The 25689-nt window shown below is 26.7% G+C and carries 24 protein-coding genes; 20 read left to right on the top strand and 4 right to left on the bottom strand.

The window, feature by feature from the left end; all coding sequences use genetic code 11:
* Window positions 1-87: 87 nt before the first annotated feature.
* On the top strand, window positions 88-465 hold the full coding sequence (locus D9T19_RS06505) for a DUF779 domain-containing protein (protein WP_121627421.1): 378 nt from the start codon (window positions 88-90) through the stop codon (window positions 463-465).
* A 28-nt stretch (window positions 466-493) separates the two neighbouring features.
* On the opposite strand, the gene D9T19_RS06500 is transcribed toward D9T19_RS06505, so the two are convergent.
* Window positions 494-883 carry an ExbD/TolR family protein gene (locus tag D9T19_RS06500; protein WP_121627574.1) on the bottom strand — a complete coding sequence of 130 codons (390 nt, stop codon included), beginning with the start codon at window positions 881-883 and terminating at the stop codon, window positions 494-496.
* A 1-nt stretch (window position 884) separates the two neighbouring features.
* On the bottom strand, window positions 885-1364 hold the full coding sequence (locus D9T19_RS06495; RefSeq protein ID WP_121627420.1) for a MotA/TolQ/ExbB proton channel family protein: 480 nt from the start codon (window positions 1362-1364) through the stop codon (window positions 885-887).
* Window positions 1365-1426: 62 nt separating this feature from the next.
* On the opposite strand from D9T19_RS06495, the gene D9T19_RS06490 reads away from it, so the two are divergent.
* The 9 genes from D9T19_RS06490 to D9T19_RS06450 are packed head-to-tail and all read left to right on the top strand — an operon-like array spanning window position 1427 to window position 10633.
* Window positions 1427-2284 (top strand): 1-aminocyclopropane-1-carboxylate deaminase/D-cysteine desulfhydrase, encoded by an 858-nt coding sequence (locus D9T19_RS06490; RefSeq protein ID WP_121627419.1) that lies wholly within the window; start codon window positions 1427-1429, stop codon window positions 2282-2284.
* Between the two features lie 42 nt (window positions 2285-2326).
* Window positions 2327-2836 carry a shikimate kinase gene (locus tag D9T19_RS06485; protein ID WP_228197976.1) on the top strand — a complete coding sequence of 170 codons (510 nt, stop codon included), beginning with the start codon at window positions 2327-2329 and terminating at the stop codon, window positions 2834-2836.
* Window positions 2837-4132: a histidinol dehydrogenase gene (gene hisD, locus D9T19_RS06480; protein ID WP_121627417.1), complete on the top strand. Its 1296-nt coding sequence runs from the start codon at window positions 2837-2839 to the stop codon at window positions 4130-4132.
* A gap of 32 nt (window positions 4133-4164) precedes the next feature.
* Window positions 4165-4467, top strand: coding sequence for a DUF2018 family protein (locus D9T19_RS06475; protein WP_121627416.1), 303 nt, complete (start codon window positions 4165-4167; stop codon window positions 4465-4467).
* Window positions 4468-4477: 10 nt separating this feature from the next.
* Window positions 4478-5377, top strand: a complete 900-nt coding sequence (locus tag D9T19_RS06470) for a polyprenyl synthetase family protein (protein WP_121627415.1) — start codon at window positions 4478-4480, stop codon at window positions 5375-5377.
* Window positions 5378-6670, top strand: coding sequence for a glutamyl-tRNA reductase (gene hemA / locus D9T19_RS06465; protein WP_121627414.1), 1293 nt, complete (start codon window positions 5378-5380; stop codon window positions 6668-6670).
* 17 nt (window positions 6671-6687) lie between these two features.
* Window positions 6688-8409 carry a proline--tRNA ligase gene (locus tag D9T19_RS06460; protein ID WP_121627413.1) on the top strand — a complete coding sequence of 574 codons (1722 nt, stop codon included), beginning with the start codon at window positions 6688-6690 and terminating at the stop codon, window positions 8407-8409.
* 15 nt (window positions 8410-8424) lie between these two features.
* The gene (locus D9T19_RS06455) at window positions 8425-9252 is read left to right on the top strand and encodes a mechanosensitive ion channel family protein (RefSeq protein ID WP_121627412.1); all 828 of its coding nucleotides are present in this window, start codon (window positions 8425-8427) and stop codon (window positions 9250-9252) included.
* Window positions 9227-10633 (top strand): CCA tRNA nucleotidyltransferase, encoded by a 1407-nt coding sequence (locus D9T19_RS06450; RefSeq protein WP_121627411.1) that lies wholly within the window; start codon window positions 9227-9229, stop codon window positions 10631-10633. The genes D9T19_RS06455 and D9T19_RS06450 overlap by 26 nt, the downstream gene beginning before the upstream one ends.
* On the opposite strand, the gene D9T19_RS06445 is transcribed toward D9T19_RS06450, so the two are convergent.
* Window positions 10623-11855 (bottom strand): apolipoprotein N-acyltransferase, encoded by a 1233-nt coding sequence (locus tag D9T19_RS06445; RefSeq protein WP_121627410.1) that lies wholly within the window; start codon window positions 11853-11855, stop codon window positions 10623-10625. The genes D9T19_RS06450 and D9T19_RS06445 overlap by 11 nt on opposite strands.
* Before the next feature lie 28 nt (window positions 11856-11883).
* Here D9T19_RS06445 and yajC point away from each other — a divergent pair, with 28 nt between their 5' ends.
* The 10 genes from yajC (at window position 11884) to D9T19_RS06395 (ending at window position 23882) form a co-directional block, all read left to right on the top strand.
* On the top strand, window positions 11884-12159 hold the full coding sequence (gene yajC / locus D9T19_RS06440) for a preprotein translocase subunit YajC (RefSeq protein WP_121627409.1): 276 nt from the start codon (window positions 11884-11886) through the stop codon (window positions 12157-12159).
* Between the two features lie 76 nt (window positions 12160-12235).
* Entirely contained in the window at window positions 12236-13801 is a 1566-nt protein-coding gene (secD, locus tag D9T19_RS06435) for a protein translocase subunit SecD (protein ID WP_121627408.1), read from the top strand.
* Window positions 13801-14769 carry a protein translocase subunit SecF gene (gene secF, locus D9T19_RS06430; protein ID WP_121627407.1) on the top strand — a complete coding sequence of 323 codons (969 nt, stop codon included), beginning with the start codon at window positions 13801-13803 and terminating at the stop codon, window positions 14767-14769. The genes secD and secF overlap by 1 nt, the downstream gene beginning before the upstream one ends.
* 134 nt (window positions 14770-14903) lie before the next feature.
* Window positions 14904-15398 carry a hypothetical protein gene (locus D9T19_RS06425; RefSeq protein ID WP_121627406.1) on the top strand — a complete coding sequence of 165 codons (495 nt, stop codon included), beginning with the start codon at window positions 14904-14906 and terminating at the stop codon, window positions 15396-15398.
* A gap of 107 nt (window positions 15399-15505) precedes the next feature.
* Window positions 15506-15850 (top strand): DUF6394 family protein, encoded by a 345-nt coding sequence (locus D9T19_RS06420; protein ID WP_121627405.1) that lies wholly within the window; start codon window positions 15506-15508, stop codon window positions 15848-15850.
* A complete protein-coding gene (gene leuS, locus D9T19_RS06415; protein ID WP_121627404.1) occupies window positions 15850-18315 on the top strand; it encodes a leucine--tRNA ligase in 2466 nt (821 codons plus the stop codon). The genes D9T19_RS06420 and leuS overlap by 1 nt, the downstream gene beginning before the upstream one ends.
* 7 nt (window positions 18316-18322) lie before the next feature.
* Window positions 18323-18862: an LPS assembly lipoprotein LptE gene (gene lptE, locus D9T19_RS06410; RefSeq protein ID WP_228197975.1), complete on the top strand. Its 540-nt coding sequence runs from the start codon at window positions 18323-18325 to the stop codon at window positions 18860-18862.
* Window positions 18863-18865: 3 nt separating this feature from the next.
* The gene (locus tag D9T19_RS06405) at window positions 18866-20035 is read left to right on the top strand and encodes a Mur ligase family protein (RefSeq protein ID WP_121627403.1); all 1170 of its coding nucleotides are present in this window, start codon (window positions 18866-18868) and stop codon (window positions 20033-20035) included.
* Window positions 20036-20128: 93 nt separating this feature from the next.
* On the top strand, window positions 20129-22252 hold the full coding sequence (locus D9T19_RS06400) for a DEAD/DEAH box helicase (RefSeq protein WP_121627402.1): 2124 nt from the start codon (window positions 20129-20131) through the stop codon (window positions 22250-22252).
* A gap of 16 nt (window positions 22253-22268) precedes the next feature.
* A complete protein-coding gene (locus D9T19_RS06395; RefSeq protein ID WP_121627401.1) occupies window positions 22269-23882 on the top strand; it encodes a cation:proton antiporter in 1614 nt (537 codons plus the stop codon).
* Window positions 23883-23893: 11 nt separating this feature from the next.
* Here D9T19_RS06395 and olsF read toward each other — a convergent pair whose 3' ends face one another.
* Window positions 23894-25606: a bifunctional ornithine lipid synthase OlsF gene (olsF, locus tag D9T19_RS06390; RefSeq protein WP_121627400.1), complete on the bottom strand. Its 1713-nt coding sequence runs from the start codon at window positions 25604-25606 to the stop codon at window positions 23894-23896.
* Between the last annotated feature and the right edge of the window lie 83 nt (window positions 25607-25689).

Raw genomic sequence — 25689 nt, 5'->3', positions numbered from 1 at the left:
AGCTTAAAACAGATTATAAAAAAGGTATAGAAAGTATTTTCTATACCTTTTTTTTTAGTTATACTTTAAAATACAAAAGGATTTAAAATGAGTATAGAAAGATTAGCTGTAACTAATGCAGCTGCTAAAGTTATTGAAGAGTTAAAAAAAGAACATGGTGAATTGGTTTTTAACCAAAGTGGTGGATGTTGTGATGGCTCTGCTCCAATGTGTTATGCAAAAAGTGATTTTTATATGCCTTCTAGAAATATTAAATTAGGTGAAATTTGTGGTGTAGAGTTTTATATGGCAGAAGATCAATTTAAATACTTTAAACATTCTCATATAACTATAGACGTTAAAGAAGAAAAAGGTGCTTTTGGTAACTCTTTTTCATTAGAAATAGATTTAGGTTATCAGTTTATAACAGTTTCTAGAATATTTACAGATGAAGAATATGCAAAATTAAGTGATGAAGAAAAATAAATAAATAAAAAATAGGAAAAGAGTATTCCTATTCTTTATCTTCATTGGTAATCAATGCCAAGTTAGTTAAATCATATTTTTGAAGTAAATCTAATACTTTAATAACTCTTTGGTACTCAACTTTTTTATCAATTCTTACTATTACAGATTTTCTTTTATTTTCAATTTCTTTTAAATTATCTTCTAATGACTCAAAAGATACTTCAATTCCTTTAATAGCAAGTTTTGAAGAGCTAAGTTCTATAAAAACTTGATCTTTATCTACTTCCATTTCTTTTGCGCTAGAGCTTGGTAAGTCAAGAATCAATGCTAATTCTTCTTTTTTAAAAACAGAACTTACAATAAAAAATATCAATAGAATAAAAACAACATCAATAATAGGTGTTAAATCTAATCCTAATGTTTCTCTTCTTTTCATATTATTTAGAACCAACTATTTCTTTTTTAGCTTTTAGCTCAATGCCATCAAGCATAGAAATAAAATGATTATATGCAATTTGATGAGGTATTGCTACTATTAACCCAGCAATTGTAGTAATCAATGCAATTGAAATTCCATTTGAGAAAATAGTAGGATCTCCTAAACCATTTTTTGTAATAGCTTCAAAAGATTTATATACACCAAATACTGTTCCTAATAAACCTAATAGTGGAGCAATAGTCGCAATATTTTTTATTAAAGTTAGTCCAGTTTCAAGCTTTTTAACTTCATATTCTATTTGTGAAAATATAGTTGACTTACTATCTAAATCTATTTTATTTTTAATTTTTGCTAACATTGCATTTTTTCTAGGAAGTGTGAAAAATTTCCAAAAAATTATTGTAAAACCAATTGTATTAAGTGCAATTAGAATATAAACAATGATTCCACCTTTATCAATATAATCCATTAATGTCATAATTACCCCATAATTTTTTCCTAATTGTACAAAAACTTTGTTAATAGATGGTACAATTTTGGATGAATTATACAAATTCCCCAATAGAACAAATCACATTTAACAATCAAAACTTCTTTATAAAACGAGATGACTTATTACATAAGAATTTTTCAGGAAATAAAGCTAGAAAGTTTTACTATTTTTTGCAAAATGATTTTAATAATATTAAAAAAGTTGTATCTCATGGTTCTGCTCAATCAAATGCAATGTATTCTCTTTCTTGTCTTTGCAAAATTAGGAACTGGAAGTTTGATTATTATGTTGATCATATTGCTTCATATATAAAAGAAAATCCAATAGGTAATTATAAAGAGGCTTTAGAAAATGGCATGAATATTATTGAAAATGATATTCCATTAAAATTTGATGAAAATACGCTTTTTATACCAGAAGGTGGAGCATTAAAAGAAGCTAAATATGGAATAAAAATATTAGCAGATGAGATTATATCTTGGGCAAAACAAACAAATCAAGTAAATAAAGATAATCTAAAAATTTTTTTACCATCAGGAACAGGAACTACATCTTTATATTTACAAAAATATCTACCCTTTGAAGTTCTTACTTGTGCTTGTGTTGGAGATAGTGAGTATTTAGAAAAACAATTTTTACAATTAGAAGAACAAAATCATCCTACAATTTTAAAAATGGATAAGAAATACCATTTTGGAAAACTTTATAAAGAGTTTTATGAAATACATAAAGAATTGAAAAAACAGACAAATATTGAATTTGATTTTCTTTATGATTGTCTTGGATGGTTATGTGTAAATAAGCATTTAAAGCAAAAAGAAAAAAATATTTTATATATCCATCAAGGTGGATTATTAGGCAACATTTCAATGCTTCAAAGATATAAATACAAATATGATAAATAGAGATATAAAAGTTTTACATAACTTTAGATATAATCGCTAACTATGAAAAAGAACAATATAATATTAATAGGTTTTATGGGTGTTGGTAAGGGTACAATTGCAAGAGGATTAGTAAAAAAATCTTCGATGTTTGCGATTGATACTGATGATTTAATTGAAAGTATGGAAAATCGGAAAATCAAAAAAATTTTTGAGCTTGATGGTGAACCTTATTTTAGAAATTTAGAAAAGAAAACAGCTCTCTGGTTGGAAAATAATGTTTCAAATACTATTATTTCAACTGGTGGTGGATTTTATAAACAAGAAAATATTAATAGTATTGGGAAAATAGTTTATTTAAAATCTTCATTTCAAGGTATTTTAGACAGAATTAATGCCTGTGCTAATGCAGAAAAAAAATTAAAGAAAAGACCATTATTACAAAATCTAGAAGAAGCTACAAAATTATATAACTCAAGAATAAGTGATTATGAAAGAGTATCAGATATTGTAATTGATGTTGAAAATAAAGACTTAGAAAATATTGTTGAAGAGATATTAGGACAAATTTAAATGAAAATAATTAATATAGAAGATTCAAATTTTAAAGAAGAGTTTGATGGAATTCTTGCACGTGCAAAAAGTGATATAAAAGGTGTTTCCTCAATTGTTACAGGTATTATTGATGAAATTGTAGAAGAAGGAAATATTGCTCTTAAAAGACATATTTCAAAGTTTGATAAATGGGAAGTAAAAGAAGATACTGAGCTTCTAATAAAAACTTCTGATATGGAAGATGCATATAATAATATAGATGATAAATTAAGAGCAGCATTACATACTGCTTATGATAGAATTAAAAAATATCATGAAAAACAACTTCCTAAATCATGGGTTGATTTTGAATCAAATGGAACTATTTTAGGTCAAAAAGTATCAGCTGTTGATAGAGCAGGGCTTTATATTCCTGGTGGAAAAGCTGCATATCCTAGTTCACTTTTAATGAATGCAATTCCCGCAATTGTTGCTGGTGTTGAAGAAATAGTTGTATGTACTCCAACTCCTAATAATGAAGTAAATGAATTATTATTAGCAGCATGTCACCTTTGTGGAATTAAAAAAGTATATAAAGTAGGTGGAGCTTCAGCGATTGCAGCTATGGCTTATGGAACACAAACAATTTCTAAAGTTGATGTAATAACAGGACCTGGTAATATTTTTGTAGCAACTGCTAAGAAACTGGTATTTGGTGAAGTTAATATTGATATGATTGCAGGACCTTCTGAAATTGGAATTTTAGCAGATTCAAGTGCAAAACCAAAATACCTAGCAATTGATTTATTATCACAAGCTGAGCATGATGAAATGGCTAGTTCTATTATGATTACAAGTGATGCAAAAATTGCAGAAGAAACTAGTACTGAAGTAGAAAAGTATCTTAAAACGCTTAAAAGAGAAACAATTGCTAGAACTTCTATTGAAAATAGAGGAGCTATTATTGTGACTTCTTCTATTGAAGAAGCAATAGATCTTATGAATGAAATTGCTCCAGAACACTTAGAAGTAATGACAGCAAATGCATTTGAATTATTACCATATATTAAACACGCAGGTGCAATTTTCTTAGGTGAAAATACTCCTGAACCTATTGGCGATTATATAGCAGGTCCAAACCATACACTTCCAACAGGAAGTACAGCTAAATTTTATAGTCCATTAAATGTAGAAAATTTTATGAAAAAAAGTTCAATTATTAACTTTTCAAAAAATGCTATAAATGAACTTGGAGAAGCTTGTGCTTTATTAGCTGATACAGAAGGTTTAACAGCTCATGCAAAATCTGTAAGAGTTAGATTAGAAGATAAATAAATTTAATAAAATAAATAAAATAAGGAAAATAAATGTCAGTTTTTAATGATTGGTTAAGTGAAGATGAAGATGATATATTTATGGGAAGTCCTAAATCAAAATTTTTTGATGTAAGTAGAACAGCATCAGAAGATATTGTAAATGAAGAATGGGATAAAGTAATTGAAAAAGTTGCAATTTTAGAGTTGATGCTTTCTGAAGGGAAAGGTGAAGACTTTGAGATTAATCAAGTTATTAAACAATATTTATTTGATAATGAAGAAAAAGTAAACGCAGTAAAAAAAGGTTTATACGTTGAGTTTACGGGTGAGATTATTTGTAGATTAGATTCATAAGGTAAGTTAAGTGGAAGAGTTAGAAGCTGTAAAAAGTCAAATTAAAGAGTTTGTAAGAGATTGTAATGATAAGAAAAGTTTAGAACTTTTAGAGAAACTAGCAACTGGAAAGATGTTACGTTCTAAGCTTATTCTAAAAATTGCAGGTGTAAATGAAGAGAGTATAAAATTATGTGCAATTGTTGAAATGATTCATGCAGCCTCACTTTTACATGACGATGTTATAGATGAGTCAGATACAAGAAGAGGTAAACCTTCTGTGAATGCACTTTATGATAATAAAACATCTATTATGTTTGGTGATATTTTATATTCAAGAGCCTTTACACAGCTTACTTTTATGGACAAAAAAATTGCTTTTACAGTTTCTAATGCTGTAACACTTTTAAGTGTTGGAGAAATGTTAGATGTTGATTTAACAAATAGCTTTAATACTTCATATGAAAAATATAATGATATGATTTATAAAAAAACTGCATCATTAATTGAAGCAGCAGCAAAATCAGCAGCAATTTTAGCTGGTTTAGATGAAGATAAATATGCACTTTATGGAAGAAATTTAGGTCTTGCATTTCAAATGATTGATGATATTTTAGATATTACGCAAGATAGTGTAACTTTAGGTAAACCTGCAATGTTAGATTTTGTTGAAGGTAAAGTTACTATTCCTTATCTTTTATTACATGAAAGATTACAAGATAAATCAAAATTAGAAGAATTATATAAAAAACAGTTAAATGAAGAAGAATCTTCTTGGATTAAAAAACAAATGAGCGAAACAAATGCTTTAGAAGATTCAATTAAAATGGCTAAAGATATTGGAAATGAAGCAATAGAAGCAGTAAAAAATGAAAAAAATAGTGATACTTTAATTTTTATAATGAAGGCTATGATTGAGAGAGAGTTTTAGATGAGTTATTTGATTATTAGTTTTTCCCATAAGAATACAGATATTGAAATGAGAGAAAAACTAGCCTTTGGATCAGATGAGGATAAAGATAGGTTTTTAAAAATAATTTTAGGGAATAATCTCACTAAAGAAGCAGTTTTATTATCAACTTGTAATAGAGTTGAAATAATTACAAAATCTTTAAACGCACATACAAGTGCAAAATTAATTTTAAAAGAGTTATCTAAATACTCAGGTGTTGATTATGCACTTTTATATAAACGTGCAGATATTTATGATAATGATGGTGCAGTTCATCATCTTTTTTCAGTAGCTTCTGCTCTTGATTCACTAGTAATTGGTGAAACGCAAATTGTAGGACAGTTAAAAGATGCCTTTAGGTTTTCACAATCAAAAGGTCATTGTTCGCAAGGTGTTACAAGAATTATGCATTATGCTTTTAAATGTGCTGCAACAGTTAGAAATGCAACATCATTAGGAACAGGTTCTGTATCAGTAGCTTCGACAGCAGTTGCAAAAGCCAAAGATATTATAAAAAATACTAAGGGTGTAAAAGCACTTGTAATTGGTGCTGGGGAAATGAGTGAATTAACAATTAAACACTTATTATCTTCAGGTTTTGATGTGATTTTAACAAGTCGGAATATTAAAAAAGCACAAGTTTTAGCAAATACTTTTGAGCAAAATGTTGATGTTGCACCTTATGAAAGTTTAACTACATTATTAGGTCAAGTACCTATTATGATAACTGCAACTTCTGCACCTTATCCAATAATTACAGAAAATAATACACCAGATGTTAATTTTGCTAGACATTGGTTTGATATAGCAGTACCTCGTGATATTGATGATATTAATAAAAACGGTTTAGAAATATATTCAGTAGATGATTTACAAGATATTGTAAATGAAAATATGAGTTTACGTGCAACTCAAGCTAAAACTGCATATTCAATAGTAAGTAAAATGTCTTTAGAATTTTATGATTGGTTAAAGTCTTTAGATATTGAACCTGTTGTAAAAAATCTTTATGTAAAAGCTGAAAATGTAATAGATAAAAAAGTAGAACACGCAATAAAAAAAGGTTTTATAAAAGCAGAAGATGAAGAAAATATAAGAAAACTTTGTCAAACAGTTATAACTGAATATTTACATACTCCTTCAAAAAGATTAAAAAATATTTCTAAAAATATGGAATGTGATATTGTTGTAGGAACAATACAAAATATGTTTGAATTAGATAATGATGAAAACATTGAACAATATAAATGTGAACATTTATCAAAAAATTAAAAATAGGATAAACATTAATGAAATTTAGTAGATTATTTATGCCAACAACTAAAGAAGCTCCAAAAGATGCTTCATTAGCATCTCACCAATATCTAATAAGAGGTGGGTTTATCAATCAAACTGGTGCTGGAATTTATGATTTTTTACCACTTGGTAAAATCGTTCTTGAAAAAATAAAAGCAATAGTAAAAGAAGAAATGGACAATGCAGGTTGTAATGAAGTTCAAATGGGATTTGTTACACCGTTATCATTTTGGGATGAATCAGGTCGTTCTACACAAATGGGATCTGAACTTCTTAAGTTCAAAGATAGAAAAGGTACTGAGTATGTTCTATCACCAACAAATGAAGAAGCTGCTGTAAATATTGTAAAAAATAGAATTACTTCTTATAAAGATTTACCTCTTAATATTTATCATATAAATTTAAAATTTAGAGATGAAGCTAGACCTAGATTTGGACTTATGAGAGGAAGAGAATTCTTAATGAAAGATGCTTATTCTTTCCATAGTTCACAAGAAGATTTAGTAAGAGAATTTAATCTTATGGAAGAAACGTATAAAAAAATCTATAATAGATTAGGTTTAGAATTTAGAATTGTTGATGCAGATAGTGGTGCTATTGGTGGAAGCGGTTCAAAAGAATTTATGGTTTTAGCTGATTCAGGTGAAGATACTATTGTTGTATGTCCTGATTGTGAATATGGTGCAAATATTGAAGCAGCTACAAGAGCTAAAAAAGATGTTCCTACTTGGTATGAAAATTCTGATGCACCTGAATCTATGTCAAAGGTTTTAACACAAAATTTAAAAACAATAGAAGACTTAGCAAACTTTTTAAATATTCCAAAAGCTCAAAATATTAAAGCAGTAATGAAAAGAGCTGTTTATGAAAAAAGTAGCGAAGCTGTTATTTTCTTTGTAAGAGGTGATGATGAATTAGAAGAAACAAAAGCTTGTAATAGTATTGGTGCTTTAGAATTAGCTGATATTAGTGAAGATGAACTAAAAGATGCAGGTTTAACTCCTGGTTATTGTGGACCATTTAATTTACCTGAAGGAATTAAATTTGTAATTGATAGTGAATTAGAAAATGAAAAAGGATTAGCATGTGGTGCTAATGAAGAAGATTATCATTTAGTAAATACAGATTTATCATTATTAAAAGATGCTAAATATGCTGATTTAATTGCTGTTCAAGAAGGTGATATTTGTTCTTGTTGTGGTGGAAAATTAGAGTATACTAAAGGTATTGAAGCTGGACACATTTTCCAATTAGGAAATAAATATAGTGAAGAAATGGATGCTAAATTTTTAGATCAAAATGGAAAAGCACAATCTTTTATTATGGGATGTTACGGTATTGGAATTTCTAGATTAGTAGCAGCTGTAATTGAACAAAATCATGATGATAAAGGTTGTATCTGGACTAAAACTACAACTCCTTTTATGGTTGATGTAATTGTATCTAGTGCAAAAAAAGAAGATGAATTAAATGCAGGATTAAAAATCTATGAAGATTTAAAAAATGCAGGAATCTCAACAATAATTGATGATAGAAAAAAAGAAAGATTTGGTTTTAAAATGGGTGATTTTGAACTAATTGGTTTTCCTTATGCAGTTGTAGTTGGTAAAAAATTACAAGATGGATTAGTAGAAATTGTAGATAGAAAAAATACAGCAGAAAAAATTGAAGTTTCAATTGATGATGTTGTATCAACATTACAAAAATTAATATAAATAGGAAAATAAAAAATGAACGAATATTTTGATCAGGAAAAAATACAAGGTATAGTGCAGAGTGTTATACCTTATGCAATTAATTTTCTTATTGCAATTGCAATATTTATTATTGGTAAATGGATAGCTAGAAAAATTACAAATGTAGTTGTTCTTTTATTAAATAAAACAAATAGTATTGATGTAACTTTAGTTAAATTCTTTGAAAGTATAATTTATTATATTTTAATGATTGTTGTTGTTTTAACAGCTTTATCAAAAGTTGGTGTAGAAACTACATCTTTCTTTGCAATACTAGGGGCTGCTGGTTTAGCTATTGGTCTTGCACTTAAAGATTCACTTGGTAATTTTGCTTCAGGTGTAATGTTGATTATGTTTAAACCTTTTAAAGTAGGTGATTTTGTTACAGTTGCTGGTGTTTCAGGAAGTGTAAAAGAAATATCAATATTTAGCTCAATTATTATTACAGGTGATAACCAAAAAATGATTGTTCCAAATGGTGCAATTACATCAGGGACTATTGTAAACGTAAATGCTAATCCTACAAGAAGAGTTGATTTACTTGTTGGTATTGGTTATGAAGATGATATTAAAAAAACAAAAGAGTTATTAACTAATATTTTAGAAAGTGAAGATAGAATCATTCAAAATAAAGGTTTAACAGTTGCAGTTTCAGAATTAGCTGATTCTTCTGTTAATTTTGTTGTTCGTGCTTGGGTTAATACTCCTGATTATTGGGCTGTAAAATTTGCCTTAACAGAACAAGTTAAATTAAGATTTGATAAAGAAGGAATTTCAATTCCTTACCCTCAACAAGATGTTCACATCCATAACCAAGCCTAATATTCCTGAAGTATTAGAAGAAATTATTACTGACCTACAAGAAATAGGAGCTATTCCTATTTTAGTAGGTGGTTGTGTTCGTGATAGTTTTTTAAATATTCCTTGTAAAGATTATGATATTGAAATCTTTGGGATAAACTCTCTTGAATCTATTGAAAATTCATTAAATAAATTTGGTAATGTTAAACAAGTAGGAAAATCATTTGGGGTTTTAACTTTAAATGTAGAAGGTTTTGATTTTGATTTTGCATTAGCAAGAACAGAAAAAAAAACTGGAATAGGTCATGGAGATTTTATTGTATGTACTAATGAAAGTTTGTCATATAAAGAAGCTGCCCTAAGACGTGATTTTACTATTAACTCAATTGGATATGATCTTATTAATAATGAGTTTTTAGATCCTTTTAGTGGAATTGAAGACTTAAAGAATAATATTTTAAGACATATAAATGATGATACATTTATTGAAGACCCTTTAAGAGTTTATCGAGCAATTCAATTTACTTCAAGATTTGAATTTGAAATTGATGATAAAACAAAAGAGCTTTGTAAAAAAATGGTTTTAGATGATGAATTAAAATATCTCCCAAAAGAAAGGGTTTATGAAGAATTCAAAAAACTTTTTTTAAAATCAAAAAAACCATCAATTGGATTTTCTTTATTAAAAGACTTAGGTGTTTTAAAATACTTTCCAGAACTAAAAGCTTTAGTAGGTTGCAAACAAGATAAGCAATATCATCCAGAAGGTGATGTTTGGATTCATACCTTAATGACTTTAGATGAAATGGCAAAAATAATAAAAGAAGAAGAAATAGAAGATGAATATAGAATTTTATATCTTTTTTATGCAGAACTTTGCCATGATTTAGGTAAGCCTTATTGTTCAAATGAAATTAATGGAAAAATAACATCTTATAAACATGAAAGTCTAGGAATTGAACCTACAAAAACATTTTTGGCTAGACTTACAAATGAAAAAAAATTTGTTGATTTAATTTTACCATTAGTTAAAAATCATTTAGCACCATTTCAATTATACTTAGCAAACTCTTCATTAAAAGCTGTAAAAAGATTATCTCTAAAAGTTAATATTGAAGATTTATGTTTAGTTTGCTTAGCTGATTGTCTAGGTAGAGATATAGAAGATAAAGAAAAATGCCCAAAAGCAACATCATGGTTATTAAATCAAGCAAAAGAGTTGAATATAGAAAATACTGCATTAAAACCATTTGTTTTAGGCCGTGATTTAATCAAGCTTGGACTTAAACCCTCAAAAGAGTTTAAGGAGATTTTAGATTTTGCTTTAGATTTACAAATTGATGAGAATTTAGATAAAAGTGAAATTATAGACAAAATTATAAATAAGTATATTAAGGTCTAATAATAGTATTTTCACTTCCATTTACAACATGAAAAATTGTTACATTATATTTTTTAGCATAATATTTAAGTAATAATTTTTGTAATGTTGGTTCAATTGATGGTGTAAACCATGCATTATTTGATGTGGCTATCATATATTTTATATCACCAATATTCTCAAAAATTTTATCTGTTGTTGCTTCATAACATATAGCATTTCTAAATTTTTGTCCTTTTATTTCAAAATCACTTGGTTTTAAAGCTTTTGAATAATCTTGTGCACCATCATAAAAAATATCATTTATTAAAGTTACAAAGAATTTTGGAAGTGGTATTTCCTCACCAAAGGGAACTAAAACTAGTTTTTTAGCAATTTGTACATTACCTTTTGAAATATAATATGTAGCATTAAAAAATTGATTATTTTCTAAATATATAGAACCTGTAATAATATCAATTTTATATGATTTATCTTTTAATCTATTTAGTATTAAATCTTTTCTATTTAATACTGTAGGGAAAGCTGTTTCAGGTAAGATTATTAAATCTTTTCTATTAGAAATTGCAGTATTTATCTTCTCAAAATTCTTTTCATATATAGTATTTCTATAATTCTTTTCCCATTTTAAATCTTGGTCTATATTTAATTGTGGCATTGAAATTCTTGCATTTGGATTACTATTAGAATTATTAATTTGCAAATTGAGTGCAAAAAATAGAGGTAAGATTGATAAAAATTTCATTTTCTTTAATTTTATTAGCATATATAGTGAAATTAAAATTAATGCAAAATCTTCTTTTGAAGTACCAAAATAAGAATCTATAAATAATAATTCAAACTTCATCCAATTAAAACCAAATGGTGCAATAAAAGTAAAAGCAAATATTAAAAATAATCTAAAGTGGGTTTTATCATATATTGTAAAAAATAGAAATATTAAACCGTAAACAAGGCCTATTGCAAGAAGTAAAATTGGAGTTAGATAGATTAATTCATAATATTTTAAACTAAGAACCATCCAATAAAACCATAGAATACCAATAAAAAAACCTGCATAAAACATTGCTTTTCTTGGAATTGTAAGTAAAAAATATAATCCTGCTAGGCCTAAAATAGTATTAATTAATCTATATTCAATATTAAAATAGCTTAAGTATATAAATGCACTTGATAAAATAGCTGTTGCCAAGCCTTTTATTATGAAATTTTTGTTAAAATTATCGCGTTTTAGTAAAAACATAATAAACTACTTATAGAAAGGAAATTTAATGGATAGTTCAAGTACTGATTTAATAAGCTCATTATTACCTCTTGTTGCATTATTTGCAATATTTTACTTCTTAATTATTAGACCACAACAAAAACAAGCGAAAGCTCATAAAGAAATGGTTGCTAATTTAAAGAAGGGTGATAAGATTGTAACAAATGGAGGCTTAATGGTAGAAGTTTCTGCTGTAACAGATGATAGTCTTACAGTTAAAAACAGTGATGGCTCAGAAATGAAGCTTGTTAAAGAATTCGTTTCTAAACTTTTAGAAGACTAAATTTCATTATTTAAAACATGTAATTATCTTACATGTTTTATACTTCAAATAAAAATCCCCTTACTAAGGACCAAGATTGAAAATCTTTAATTATAGACTTGTCATTTTTGCATTAAGTATTATTTTTGGTGTTGCTTTTGCAATTCCATCTTTTATGCAAACTGACAGTGGAAAAAAAATATCTCTAGGACTTGATTTACAAGGTGGCCTTCATATGCGACTTGGTGTAAATACTAACGAAGCAGTAACATCTAAAATCAAAACAATTGCTACATCTATAAAATATTATGCTGATGATGAAGACTTACTAATTGATGGTTTATCTATTGACAATGAAAGTGTTAGTTTCACTATTTTAGACAAAGATGAAATTCCAAAAATGGATGAGATGTTAAAGCAAATAAAAGGTCTTGATATTTCAAAAGATGAATTATCATATACTTTAAAATTAACTGCTGCAGATATAGCTAAAACAGAAGATTTAGCAGTATCTCAAGCAGTTGAAACAATTAGAAATAGACTTGACCAATTTGGACTTGCTGAGCCTTCTGTTGTAAGACAAGGTGCAACTGATATAGTTGTAGAATTACCTGGTATTAAAACATTAGCAGAAGAAAAAGCAGCAAGAGAATTAATCTCAAAACCAGCAAAATTAGAACTAATGGAAGTTGATGAACAAAGAGCTGATCAAGTTTATACTCTTTCAAGATCACAAGCTTCTGAATATGGTGATATAATTTTAGAAGATACTAAAGATGCTAATACAAAATATTTAGTAAAAGAGATTCCTATTTTAAATGGTTCTCAAGTAATAGATGCTCAAGTTGCATTTGATCAAAGTAATCAAGCGATTATTAACTTTACATTAAATTCAACAGGTGCTAGAATATTTGGAGATTTCACAGGTAAAAGTATAGGGAAAAGACTAGCTGTTGTTTTAGATGGAAAAGTTTATTCAGCACCAAATATTAGAGAAAGAATCGGTGGTGGTTCAGGACAAATATCTGGTGGATTTACATTAGTTGAAGCTGGAAATGTTGCTATTGCTTTAAGATCAGGTGCATTACCTGCTTCAGTTAATTTATTAGAAAAAAGATCAGTTGGTCCATCTTTGGGTGCTGATTCTATTAAAGCTTCATTAATTGCTTTAATTTCAGGTCTAGCAATTGTATTTTTCTTTATGATAGTTTATTACAGACGTGCAGGTGTTATTGCGAATATTGCATTAATTACAAATATCTTTATAATAATTTCTGTTATGGCAATGTTTGGAGCTACTTTAACTTTACCTGGTATGGCAGGAATTGTATTAACAGTTGGTATGGCTGTTGATTCGAATGTTATTATTAATGAAAGAATTAGAGAATTATTAAAATCAGGTGTTTCAGTTACAAAAGCTATTGAAGATGGATATTCAAATGCAATGAGAGCAATCTTAGATGCTAATGTTACAACACTTTTAGTTGCCGTGATTTTATATGCATATGGTACAGGACCTATAAAAGGATTTGCTGTAACTATTTCTATTGGTATTTTAGCTTCGATGTTAACTGCTATTTTAGGTACTCATGGTATTTATGAAGCATTACTTGGAAAAATATCAAAAGATAAAGACTTAAAAAAATGGTTTGGAGTTAACTAATGGAATTTTTTAAATCAGATAAAATTTATAATTTTATGGGAAAAAGATTACCTTTCCTAGGTTTCTCTTCTTTACTAATTATTGCTTCAATTGTTTTATTATTAACAAAAGGTGTAAACTTTGGTATTGATTTTGAAGGTGGAACTATTGTTCAAGCAAAATATGAACAAAAAGCACCAGTTAATCAAATTCGAGATATATTAAAACAAACAGATTATAAAAATGCAACAATTACAGAATTTGGAAGTGCTGAAGAAGTAATAATTAGAATTACAGGTTCATCATCTAGTATTACAAATGATATTGGTGATGAAATACATAAAATTCTAAAACCAACTGGTAATTTTGAAATCAGAAGAGTTGATATTGTAGGACCAAAAGTTGGTGGAGAATTAAGAGAAAAAGGTCTTATGGCCTTTGGCTTGTCTTTGATTGTAATTCTAGCTTATGTATCGTTTAGATTTGAGTGGAGATTTGCAATTGCATCTATTTTAGCATTAGCACATGATATTATAATTGCACTTGGAGCAATTAGTTTATTTAGTATAGAAGTTAATCTTGATATTTTAGCTGCTGTTCTTACACTTTTAGGATACTCATTAAATGATACTATTATTGTCTTTGATAGAGTTAGAGAAAGTGTTCAAAGTTCAAAAGAAGATGTTTTAGAAAAACTTGTAAATGAATCTGTAAGTAAAACATTATCAAGAACTACACTTACATCATTAACTACATTTTTTGTTGTTGCAACACTTTACATATTTGGTGGAGAGATTATTAATGGATTTGCCTTTACAATGCTTGTAGGTATTATTGTTGGAACTTATTCATCAATATTTGTCGCATCATCATTCTTAGTTCAACTAAAATTTTCAATTAATGATTTTAGAACAAAAGAAGCAAGTAAATTAAAAAGACAAAAAGAAAAAGATAAAATGAGAGCAATGTACGAACAAGGTACAATATAAGTATTTTAAATCTAATTTTTATAAAAAGGCTAAGAAGTTTCTTCTTAGCCTTTTTTTATGTTTATAATAACTCTTTTTAATAATAGTTGATATAAAATAAAAATATTGATTTATATGAATACTTTGGAGATCAAATGCAAGAGAAAAATCCTTTTTTTAATAAGCTAAAAATATATAAAAACACCTTTGATAAAATCACATCTAATAATGGTAAGGATTGGGTATTAGCTTTTATTTGGATAATAATTCTTCAACTTATTTCAAGTATTCTAGAATATGAATATTTAGATATTGGAAAATCTTATATTTTTCATATGGAAGAGAGTGTTTATAAAGAATTATTGATTTCTGCTATATTTGTTATATTTATTTGGTATTGCATTTGTAGTTTTATTTTTATGCATAGAAAGCAATTTATAACTTTAGCTTTATATGGTTCGGTTTGTATTTATTTAGCTATTACTCATGATTTAACTTTTAATTTATTACTTCATAATTTAAATCCATTTGAAATAGGTATTGATGGTTTTGGATTTTATATGATTTCTCAGTTGATATTAAAATTTATTATTATTTACTTATTTATAAAAATATTAATATCTATAAAAAATAAAAAACTTATGAACTAACTTCCATACCTAAGCTTAGCTTATATTGACAGATTATAAAGCAATTTATTATCAAAACTTAGCTATTATCACGAACAAATTAAAAGTAAAGCTATAAAAGGATTAAAATGGATTGGGGTAAAGTAACTTATATATTTTTCTCACTAATGTCTCTTACAACTACTGCAGGTTTTTTATATGAACAAAATGAAATAGCTTTGTTTATAGCAACTGGAGTAAATGTAATATCTACAATTTTAAAACTAGGCGTTAAAAATTTACTTGCTGCTGAATTACTAGCAAGTTCATTAGTTGCTGATTTACATCTGATTCCGGCGTTTATGGTTTTAACTTTTATGAATAATATATCTTTAGCAATTTCATTAGCTATTGGTGCAATTGTTGCAAATATTTTCTCAATAGCATTAGCATTAATAGAAAGCGCAAAGAGTCAAGATAAGGATGAATTTTAATGGAATATAATGCAAAAGTAATAGAGAATAAATGGCAAAAATTTTGGAGCGAAAATAAATCTTTTGAACCAAGTGATGATCAAAGTAAAGAAAAAAAATATATTTTAAGTATGTTCCCATATCCAAGTGGAAGAATCCATATGGGACATGTTAGAAACTACTGTTTAGGTGATGCTTTTGCTAGACATTTTAGAAAGTCAGATTTTAATGTATTACATCCAATTGGATGGGATAGTTTTGGAATGCCAGCTGAAAATGCAGCTATTAAACATAAATTACATCCTAAAAAATGGACTTATGAAAATATAGATTATATGAGAGATGAGTTAAAAGCATTAGGTTTATCATTCTCAGAAACTAGAGAATTCGCAACTTCTGATGAATTATATACTAAATGGGAACAAGAATTTATTATAAAAATGTTTGAGGAAGGTTTATTATATAGAAAATCAGCAACAGTAAATTGGTGTCCTCATGATTTAACAGTTTTAGCAAATGAGCAACTTGAAGAGGGTTGTTGTTGGAGATGTGGAACAGAAGTTGTGCAAAAAGAAATGCCTGGATATTATATTGGTATTACAAAATATGCACAAGAATTACTTGATGATTTAGATGGATTAAAAGATACTTGGCCATCACAAGTTCTTACAATGCAAGAAAATTGGATTGGTAGAAGTGAAGGTTTAGAATTTAAACTTGAATTATCAAAAGATTCTAAAAATAAATTAAATAGAGCCTTTTCTAAATATTTAGTATTTACAACAAGACCTGATACAATTTATGGAATTTCTTATTCAGCATTAGCTCCTGAACATCCAATTGTAAAATATATATTAGAGCATAAATTACTTCCAGATAATAAACTTGAAGCAATTAAAAAAATGCAAAAAGTAAGTGAACGAGATAGAGCAACGCAAGATAAAAAAGGAGTTTCTTTAGAAATTGATGTAATGCATCCATTAACAGGTGAAAAAATTCCAGTATGGGTTGCTAACTTTGTATTAGCATCTTATGGTGGTGGTGCAGTTATGGCTGTACCTGCTCATGACCAAAGAGACTTTGAATTTGCAAAACAATATGATTTACCAATAAATCAAGTTATTGTAGGAAAAGATGGAATAATTGAAAAACAAACAGAAGCATTTACAGGTGAAGGTGAATTAATTAATTCTGAAAGTTTTACAGGATTAAAAAATACAAAAGCTAAAAAAGCAATTCTTTATCATTTTGAACAAAATTCTTTAGGAATTAAACAAGTTAATTTCAAATTAAGAGATTGGGGTGTTTCAAGACAAAGATACTGGGGAGCTCCTCTTCCTTTTGTACATTGTCCTGATTGTGGTTTAGTTCCTGAAAAAATAGAAAACTTACCAATTGCATTACCTGAAGATGTAGAAATTACAGGTGAAGGAAATCCTTTAGATACTCATCCTACATGGAAGCACACATCTTGTCCAAAATGTGGAAAAGATGCTGTAAGGGAAACAGATACTTTAGATACATTTGTACAATCTTCTTGGTATTTCTTAAGATATGCAACAAATCCAAAAAAATGGGAAACAGAAGGAATTTCTAAAGCTGATAGTGATTACTGGATGGATGTTGACCAATATATTGGTGGAATAGAACATGCAATTTTACACCTTTTATATTCTAGATTTTTTACAAAAGCATTAAACTCTTTAGGATATACAAATTCAAAAGAGCCATTTAAAAGACTTCTTACACAAGGGATGGTTTTAAAAGATGGTGCTAAAATGTCAAAATCAAAAGGTAATGTAGTTGACCCTGATTTAATTGTAGATAAATATGGTGCTGATACTGCAAGATTATTTATGATGTTTGCTGCGCCTCCTACAAAAGAATTAGAGTGGAATGATTCAGCTGTTGACGGTGCATTTAGATTTATCAAAAAGTTCTTTGAAAGAGCTTCAAATGTTAGTGAAAATGGAATTAATACTTTTAAAGATATTGATCATAAATCATTAGATAAAGATGAAAAAAATGCTAGAAAAAAAGTATATGAAGCATTACAAAAATCAAATGAAGTATTTGATAAAACATATACATTTAATACGTTAATTGCTTCATCAATGGAAGCTTTAAATGCTTTATCATCTCAAAAAAATGAACAAATTTGGGCAGAAGGATATTATATTTTATCTAATATCTTAGAACCTATAATTCCTCATGCATGTTGGGAAATTTCAAATGAATTATTCAAAAAAGAAAATTTTGATAATAAAATTGAAGTAAAAGAAGAAGTATTCCAAATGGATTCACTTACTTTAGCAGTTACAATTAATGGTAAAAAAAGATGTGAGATTGAAGTAGAACCAAATGCTTCAAAAGAAGATATTTTAGCTATTGCAAAACAAAGTTCATTAAAATGGATTGAAGGCAAAGAGATTATCAAAGAAATTGTAGTTCCAAAAAAATTAGTAAACTTAGTAATAAAAGGATAATTAAAGTATGAAAAGTATAAATATTATTAAAAAAGTACTATTTGTACTTTTTACTTTAAGTCTTTGTTTTTTCACTTTTAGTGGATGTGGTTATAAACCTAGTACTTATTATGCGAAAAAAGAGCTTGCAGGAAAAGTATTTGTACGATTATATATTGATTTACAAGATCCAAGAAATGCTGTATTAATTAAAGATTCAATGAATCAATTATTAATACAAAAAATAGGTTCAAAACTTGTATATGATGAGAAATTAGCTGATACTATTATGGATTTAAGAATTCAATCAGTTTCAATGTCTACACTTCAATATGATGTTTCAGGTTATAATAAAGTTTATAGAGCAAAAGTAAATATTTCTGTAAAATATCATAAAAAAGCAGATAATATTACAAAATCTTTTTTAGTTGATGGTGAAAATGATTTCTCAATTGGAGATGATACAACTATTACTGATACAAAACGTTTTGATGCAATCGCCAAGGCTGCTGATGATGCACTTGAAGAAGTATTATCTAAAATTGCAGTAGCATCATTTAAAAAATAATAAATGCTAGTTGATTTTAAAAAAGCTTCATTAGCTCAATTTTTAGAGTTTAAAACTCTTTATTACGACAAGATAGATTTTACAATTGTAAAATCTTCTTGGGACTTACTTTCAAAAGAAATCACTCTTCCTTTTGTTATTCATATTGTTGGAACAAATGGGAAAGGAAGTACTGGAAGATTTTTAGCACATTATTTAAATAAAGCTAATTACAAAGTACTTCACTATAGCTCTCCTCATATTATAAAACTAAATGAACGTATTTGGATAAATGGAAGTGATGTATGCGATGAAGAACTTGAAATTGCACATAAATTTTTGCAAGAGTTATATCCTATTAACTTATTAGAAAAACTTACATATTTTGAATATCTAACTCTTTTATCATTTTACTTATCAAAAGATTGTGATTATCTTGTTCTAGAAGCAGGACTTGGTGGTGAATTTGATGCGACAAATGTTGTAGAAAATGATTTATCATTGATTACAACAATTGACTTAGATCATATGAGTTTTTTAGGAAATACAGTTGAAGAAATAGCTCAAACAAAAATGCGTTCAGTTGATAAAAAAATGTTAATTGGTTATCAAATACATAATAGTGTTTATCAAACAGCATTAAAAGTTAAAGAACAAATAAAAGAAGAAAGAAATAAAAATATTACAATCAAAAAAGTTGAGATTTTTGATAAATATCCTTTAAATAAAAATTTTGCAACATATTTAAAACGAAACTTACACCTTGTAATAAAATGCTTAGAAGAACTTAATATTCCTTTACATTTAGAATATTTTGATGATGTTGAACTATTTGGAAGATGTCAAAAAATAGCAAAAAATATAACTATTGATGTCGGTCATAATCCTTTGGCAGCTAGAGTTTTAAAAGAAGAATTTAAAGATAAAAAAATTACTTTAATATACAATTCTTATGCTGATAAAGATTATGAAAAAGTTTTAAGTATTTTAAAACCTATAATAAATAAAATAATCATAATAAATGTAGATGATAAAAGAATTGTTCCTAGAAATAATTTAGTAAAAATTATAGATAAATTAAATATAATAAAAGAAGATATAATCACAATTAATGATAATGAAGAATATTTAGTCTTTGGTTCATTCTTAGTTGTGGAAAATTTTTTATATCTAATTGGGACAAATAAAAAATAGCAAAATAATATAAATTATAGATTTAGGAAGGTAAATACAATGAAATCGAATAAAAAGCTAGTAATATTATTGTATAAGCCTTTATAATAGCGTATGATAAGTCTTGAACAAAAATTAAAGAATCTTTATTTACAAAAAGAAAATATAGAAATACAGATTAGAAAACTAGAATCAGAGATTAAAGAAGAAAAAAATCTTCAATCATTAAAAACTACATTTAATAAAAATGAAAAGATAGATATATTTAAATCTTTATTTGTAGCACGTTCTGATATTTATGCAAAAAAATGGATAAGTAAAGATGGAAATAAAAGTGGTTTTTATCCAGTAACACAAACCTTCCAAGGTGAAGATTATTTACCTATTACAAATAAAGAAATTGAAAGTCATCTAAGAGGCTTGATTCAACTATCAACATATTGTATTGATTCAAATAATATGTCTAAGTTTATAGCTTTTGAGCTTTTAGATGAAGATAAATTTAAATTACAAACAGTTTTAAACTCTTTAAATATAAGAGCTTATTTTGAATTGAATTCTTATAATTCTTTAGTAGCTTGGTTATTTTTGCAAGAGAATATTCCTTCAAAAATTGTTTATAATTTTGCAACATATATTTTGAAAAAAGCAAATATAAGTGCAAAAATATATCCAGATAAAGAGTTTGCAAATAAATCAAATCTTGGTAATAGTATTGAACTTCCTTTACATTTAAAAAATAGAAAAAAAAATAAAACAATATTTATAGATGCGAATACAAATAAGATATATGAAGATCAGTGGATTATTTTGAATAATGTACAAAAAATATCTAAGCAGATTGTTTACAATAATACACAAATTAGTAATAATACAGATGATGAAAAAGATTTTGGGAATATTGTCTTTCCTGTAAATTGTATTGATATGGTTTTATATGATTTTTTATATATTCCAACTGCAATGTTATCAAAAAGTTTAATTAATAAATTAAAATCTCTAGCTTCTTTTGAAAATCCACAAATAAAAGTATTATTAGGCTTACGAAAGCCTTTATATAATACACCAAGAGTAATACAAAGTTTTGAGGAAGATAATGTTCATTTAATGCTTCCAAGAGGACTCAAGGGTAAAGTATGTGAGTTCTTTAATAGCAATGGAGTTTCTTTTAAAATTGAAGATAAAAGATATTTTAATACAATTGAAACAAAAAAAGTACAGTTTAAATTAAGACCAGAACAAGAAGATGCAATAAATCAAATAAATAAAAATGATTTTTGTATTTGTGTAGCTCCTCCTGGTTTTGGTAAAACATTATTAGGTGCTAAGATGTTTGAATTAAGAGCTTGTTCAACATTAATTATTGTAAATAAAAATATGCTTTTAAACCAATGGATTGACAGATTTGTTGATTATTTTTCTTATGATAAAAAAGATATTGGTTATTTAGGTAAAAGTAAAAATAAATTAAATGGAAGTATTGATGTAGCAACAATGCAGAGTTTAAAAAATAATCCTGAGTATATTCATGATTATTCATTTGTAATTGTTGATGAATGTCATCATATTCCAGCTGTTACATTTGAGCAAATTATTAAGAATTTTAGAGGTAAATATATATTAGGTTTAAGTGCAACACCAAATAGAAAAGATGGATTACAACCAATTTTATATGAGCAATTAGGAGATGTGGCTTACGAATATAAGAAGAAAAGAACACATACAAATAAATTAGAAGTTATTCGAACTGATTTTATTTCTCAAGCTGATAATTATGCAAGTATTATAAATGAACTTTGTATTGATGAAAAGAGAAATAATTTAATTATCAATGCAATTAAAAGTAATATATCTAGAAAAATATTACTTTTAACAGATAGAATAGAACATATAAATATTTTAGAGCATTTATTAATGTTAGAAAATATTGATTGTGTGAGTATTCATGGAAGTATGAATAAAAAAGAACAAGTAGAAAATATGAATTTGGTCAAAGATAAATCTTTGATTCTAGCTAGTACTTCTTATTTTGGAGAAGGGATTGATTTTCCTCATTTAAATACAATTCTTTTTGCAACACCTATTTCATATTATGGTAGATTAGTTCAATATTTAGGAAGAATAGGAAGGGGAAATCAAGAGTGTTTAGCTATTGATTTTCTAGATTCAAATAACGCAATGCTTAATTCAGCTTTCAAAAAAAGAGCTCAAGGATACAAGCAAATGCACTATAAATAAAAAGGAGTATTAAAGAATGTTAGGAATAATTGTTGCTACACTATCAATTGCCTTGGTAATAAATTTAATTTTAAAAAGATTTCAGTTACCTACTATTATAGGTTATATTTTCACGGGTACAATAATCGCATATCTTTTTAATTTACACGAAGCTGTAAATAATCATGATTTAAAAGAGATTGCAGAGTTTGGTGTAGTATTCTTAATGTTTACAATTGGGCTGGAATTCTCTATTGAACATTTAAAAAAGATGAAAAAAGAAGTTTTTGTTACTGGTTCATTACAGATAATAATTACAACTCTAGTTGTGTGTCTAGTTTCTTATTATATTATAGGTCTAGATATTAAAACATCTATGGTTATAGGTGCAGCACTTTCTTTATCTTCTACAGCAATTGTATTAAAAACTTTTAATGAAACTAAAGAGATAAAAAAACCTTATGGGAAAAGAGTTCTTGGTATTTTAATTATGCAAGATATTGCTGTAATCCCAATTTTACTTATGATATCTTTTTTTACTATGAATGACGACAAAAGTGTTGTCTTTATGATTTTAAATACACTTCTTGCTGCTGTTGTATTATTAGCTTTACTTTTTGTATCTGGTAAGTATTTATTAGAACCATTCTTAACTCATGTATCAAAAACAAAATCTGATGAACTTTTTGTAGCTTCTGTATTACTTCTTGCTATTGGTTCATCATATTTAGCTTATTATTTTGGTTTTTCATATTCACTTGGAGCATTTATTGCAGGTATGATGATTTCTGAAACAAAATTTAAGCATCAAGTTGAGGCTGATCTTATTCCTTTTAGAAATATATTATTAGGAGTCTTTTTTATAACAGTTGGAATGCAAATTAATTTTGGTGTAATGGCAGATTATATTTTAATTATTCTTATTTTGCTTCCTTTATTAATGGGATTAAAATATATAATTATTTACACATTAGTAAAATTAGAAGATACAAAAAGAGTTGCCTTTAAAACTGCCTTTTCATTAATTCAAATTGGAGAGTTTTCTTTAGCAATTTTAGAATTAGGAAGAAGTCAAGATTTAGTTGACCCTACTTATTCTCAAATTTTAATTGTAACAATTGTAATATCAATGATCTTAACACCAATTATTCTAAAAAATCTAAAAAAAGTAGCAGGCTTAGTAATTAGTGATAATGTAATGGTGGCTCCTGCTTCTTATAGTTTGGATAAAGATTTACAAGATCATGTTGTAGTATTAGGATATGGAAGATATGGACAATCAATCGTTGAAGAATTAAAAGCAGTTGGTCAAAAATATATAATTATAGAGCATAATGTACAGTTTTACCAATTAGGACAAGAGAGAAAAGAACCTATTGTTTTTGGAAATGCAGCACAAAAACATATTTTAAATTCAGTAAATATAATGAGCTCTTCAGCTGTTATTGTTGCAGTTAATAATCCTGATGCATTACAATTAATTTGTGAAGCTGTTGATACTTTAACAAATAATGTTAAAACCATTGTTACTGTTACCACTGATGGTGAGAAAAAAGCATTAGAAAGCTTACACTTAAAGCATGTAGTTGTTGAAACAAAACATATGTCAAGAGCTGTAGTTGACGAGGTAATGTATTGTAGCCTTGATTAGATAGAGATTTTTTAGTCTCTATCTATATATCTTTTTCTTGGAGCATCTTTTATCTTTTCTACATTTACTAGTATAAATCCATCTATACACTCAGCAAAATTTTTATCAATATTAAATCCTAAGAATCTTACACCATTATCTTCTGTAATTTCACTATATTGTTTATAAAGCGTTGGAATAGAAAAACCCATACTTAATAGTGTAGATTTTAAAAATTTAAAATCTTTTTTCTTATCATTTAAACAAAAAGAGTCTTTAATCTCATTGATATTATTAGAATATTGATAAGGAAGTTTCGCACTTACCATCTCTTTTGGGTCTTTAAAATAATGAGAATAATAAAATATCATCATATCTTTTGCAATTGTTGGAAATGTAGCACTCATAGAAACAGGACCAAACATATATTTGATATTTGGATTCTTTTTTAAATATGCTCCAATTCCATACCAAAGATAATCAAGCGCTCTAGTCCCCCAATATTTGGGTTGAACAAAACTTCTTCCTAGTTCAATTGAGTTTTTTAAATATGGAGTAAAACTTTCATTATATTTAAATAAAGTATTAGAATAAAAACCTTTAACACCAATATTTTTAAAAATAAAATTAGAATTTCCAATTCTATATGAACCTACAATTTCTAAATCATTCTCATCCCAAAGAATAATATGTTGATAATAAATATCATATTTATCTGTATCTCTTTTTTTATTTAAACCTTCACCAATTTTTCTAAAAGATAATTCTCTAAGGCGTCCTAGTTCTTTTAAAACAATTGAATCATCAGTATAATCATATAAATATATTTTTTTACCATCATTTGTTTCACCAATTAGCTCTGATAATTTTAATTCATTCATTAAATCTTGTCTTTTTTGAGGATGTGCAATTGCACTTTGTGTTTGAAAAAAGCTTTTTTTTCTCTTTTTTAAAGAGTATAAGTGTTTTTTATATAAATTGATTAGATATTTTTTATCTAAACCTTTTGGTGAAATATTTTCATGTGGAATAATCTCACCAATTTTTATATTAATTCTTTTTGATTTTTTATTAAACATCTCATTTGATAGTAAAAGAGTTGAAAAAGTTTTATTAATTACAGAAATTGTATAAAACGTTTTTGAATTCTTTGCATCTAAAAAAATTGGTAATATTGGAGAATTAGAATTTTGAGCAAATTTTAGAAAACCTTTATTCCAAGATGGGTCTTTTATTCCTTTTGTTGTCGCACGACTAACTTCTCCTGCTGGAAAAATAATCACTGCTTCTTCATTATTTAAAGCTTTATAAATTTTTTTAATATCTGTTTTAGATTGTCTGTTTTTATAATTATCAATTGGAATTAAAAGATTATTTAAAGCTTCAAATCCTGCTAGAAAATCATTTGCAATTATTTTAATATCAGATCTTACTTGTGAAATTAATCTTAATAAACAAAGTGCATCAAGTCCACCTAAGGGATGATTTGCAATTATTACAACTTTCCCACTACTTGGTATATTTTGTAAATCAGTACTAGAAACACTATAATCAAAATCAAAATAATCTAATACAGCATCAACAAACTCCAAACCTTTTAAATGTGAATTTTCATCTAAAAAATTGTTTATAGAATCTTCATGAACTATTTTTTTTGCAATCTTAAATAGGGATTTTTTTAAAAAATCTTGCTTCTTATGAATATTAGGAAATTTCTTTTCTATCTCTTTTTGTACATCTATCATATATGCTCCTTCTTGAAATTGTAGTTTGCTTTGATTACAAAACAGTAACACTATTTATTAAAATAATATTTTCAAAAAATTAT

It is taken from the genome of Poseidonibacter antarcticus (assembly GCF_003667345.1).
GTDB classification, from domain to species: domain Bacteria; phylum Campylobacterota; class Campylobacteria; order Campylobacterales; family Arcobacteraceae; genus Poseidonibacter; species Poseidonibacter antarcticus.
The sequence above is the reverse complement of the archived record's forward strand: the minus strand, read 5'-3'. Positions and strand labels throughout refer to the sequence as shown.

What these genes read in the sequence shown, in the direction of transcription:
- D9T19_RS06445 (WP_121627410.1), bottom strand. Translation starts at nt 11,855, where the DNA reads ATGTTTTTACTAAAACGCGATAATTTTAACAAAAATTTCATAATAAAA.
- D9T19_RS06500 (WP_121627574.1), bottom strand. Translation starts at nt 883, where the DNA reads ATGAAAAGAAGAGAAACATTAGGATTAGATTTAACACCTATTATTGAT.
- secF (WP_121627407.1), top strand. Translation starts at nt 13,801, where the DNA reads ATGGAATTTTTTAAATCAGATAAAATTTATAATTTTATGGGAAAAAGA.
- D9T19_RS06495 (WP_121627420.1), bottom strand. Translation starts at nt 1,364, where the DNA reads ATGACATTAATGGATTATATTGATAAAGGTGGAATCATTGTTTATATT.
- D9T19_RS06490 (WP_121627419.1), top strand. Translation starts at nt 1,427, where the DNA reads ATGAATTATACAAATTCCCCAATAGAACAAATCACATTTAACAATCAA.
- D9T19_RS06475 (WP_121627416.1), top strand. Translation starts at nt 4,165, where the DNA reads ATGTCAGTTTTTAATGATTGGTTAAGTGAAGATGAAGATGATATATTT.
- hemA (WP_121627414.1), top strand. Translation starts at nt 5,378, where the DNA reads ATGAGTTATTTGATTATTAGTTTTTCCCATAAGAATACAGATATTGAA.
- leuS (WP_121627404.1), top strand. Translation starts at nt 15,850, where the DNA reads ATGGAATATAATGCAAAAGTAATAGAGAATAAATGGCAAAAATTTTGG.
- D9T19_RS06420 (WP_121627405.1), top strand. Translation starts at nt 15,506, where the DNA reads ATGGATTGGGGTAAAGTAACTTATATATTTTTCTCACTAATGTCTCTT.
- D9T19_RS06400 (WP_121627402.1), top strand. Translation starts at nt 20,129, where the DNA reads ATGATAAGTCTTGAACAAAAATTAAAGAATCTTTATTTACAAAAAGAA.
- olsF (WP_121627400.1), bottom strand. Translation starts at nt 25,606, where the DNA reads ATGATAGATGTACAAAAAGAGATAGAAAAGAAATTTCCTAATATTCAT.
- yajC (WP_121627409.1), top strand. Translation starts at nt 11,884, where the DNA reads ATGGATAGTTCAAGTACTGATTTAATAAGCTCATTATTACCTCTTGTT.
- D9T19_RS06485 (WP_228197976.1), top strand. Translation starts at nt 2,327, where the DNA reads ATGAAAAAGAACAATATAATATTAATAGGTTTTATGGGTGTTGGTAAG.
- D9T19_RS06505 (WP_121627421.1), top strand. Translation starts at nt 88, where the DNA reads ATGAGTATAGAAAGATTAGCTGTAACTAATGCAGCTGCTAAAGTTATT.
- D9T19_RS06425 (WP_121627406.1), top strand. Translation starts at nt 14,904, where the DNA reads ATGCAAGAGAAAAATCCTTTTTTTAATAAGCTAAAAATATATAAAAAC.
- D9T19_RS06450 (WP_121627411.1), top strand. Translation starts at nt 9,227, where the DNA reads ATGTTCACATCCATAACCAAGCCTAATATTCCTGAAGTATTAGAAGAA.
- D9T19_RS06455 (WP_121627412.1), top strand. Translation starts at nt 8,425, where the DNA reads ATGAACGAATATTTTGATCAGGAAAAAATACAAGGTATAGTGCAGAGT.
- D9T19_RS06460 (WP_121627413.1), top strand. Translation starts at nt 6,688, where the DNA reads ATGAAATTTAGTAGATTATTTATGCCAACAACTAAAGAAGCTCCAAAA.
- D9T19_RS06395 (WP_121627401.1), top strand. Translation starts at nt 22,269, where the DNA reads ATGTTAGGAATAATTGTTGCTACACTATCAATTGCCTTGGTAATAAAT.
- lptE (WP_228197975.1), top strand. Translation starts at nt 18,323, where the DNA reads ATGAAAAGTATAAATATTATTAAAAAAGTACTATTTGTACTTTTTACT.
- hisD (WP_121627417.1), top strand. Translation starts at nt 2,837, where the DNA reads ATGAAAATAATTAATATAGAAGATTCAAATTTTAAAGAAGAGTTTGAT.
- D9T19_RS06405 (WP_121627403.1), top strand. Translation starts at nt 18,866, where the DNA reads ATGCTAGTTGATTTTAAAAAAGCTTCATTAGCTCAATTTTTAGAGTTT.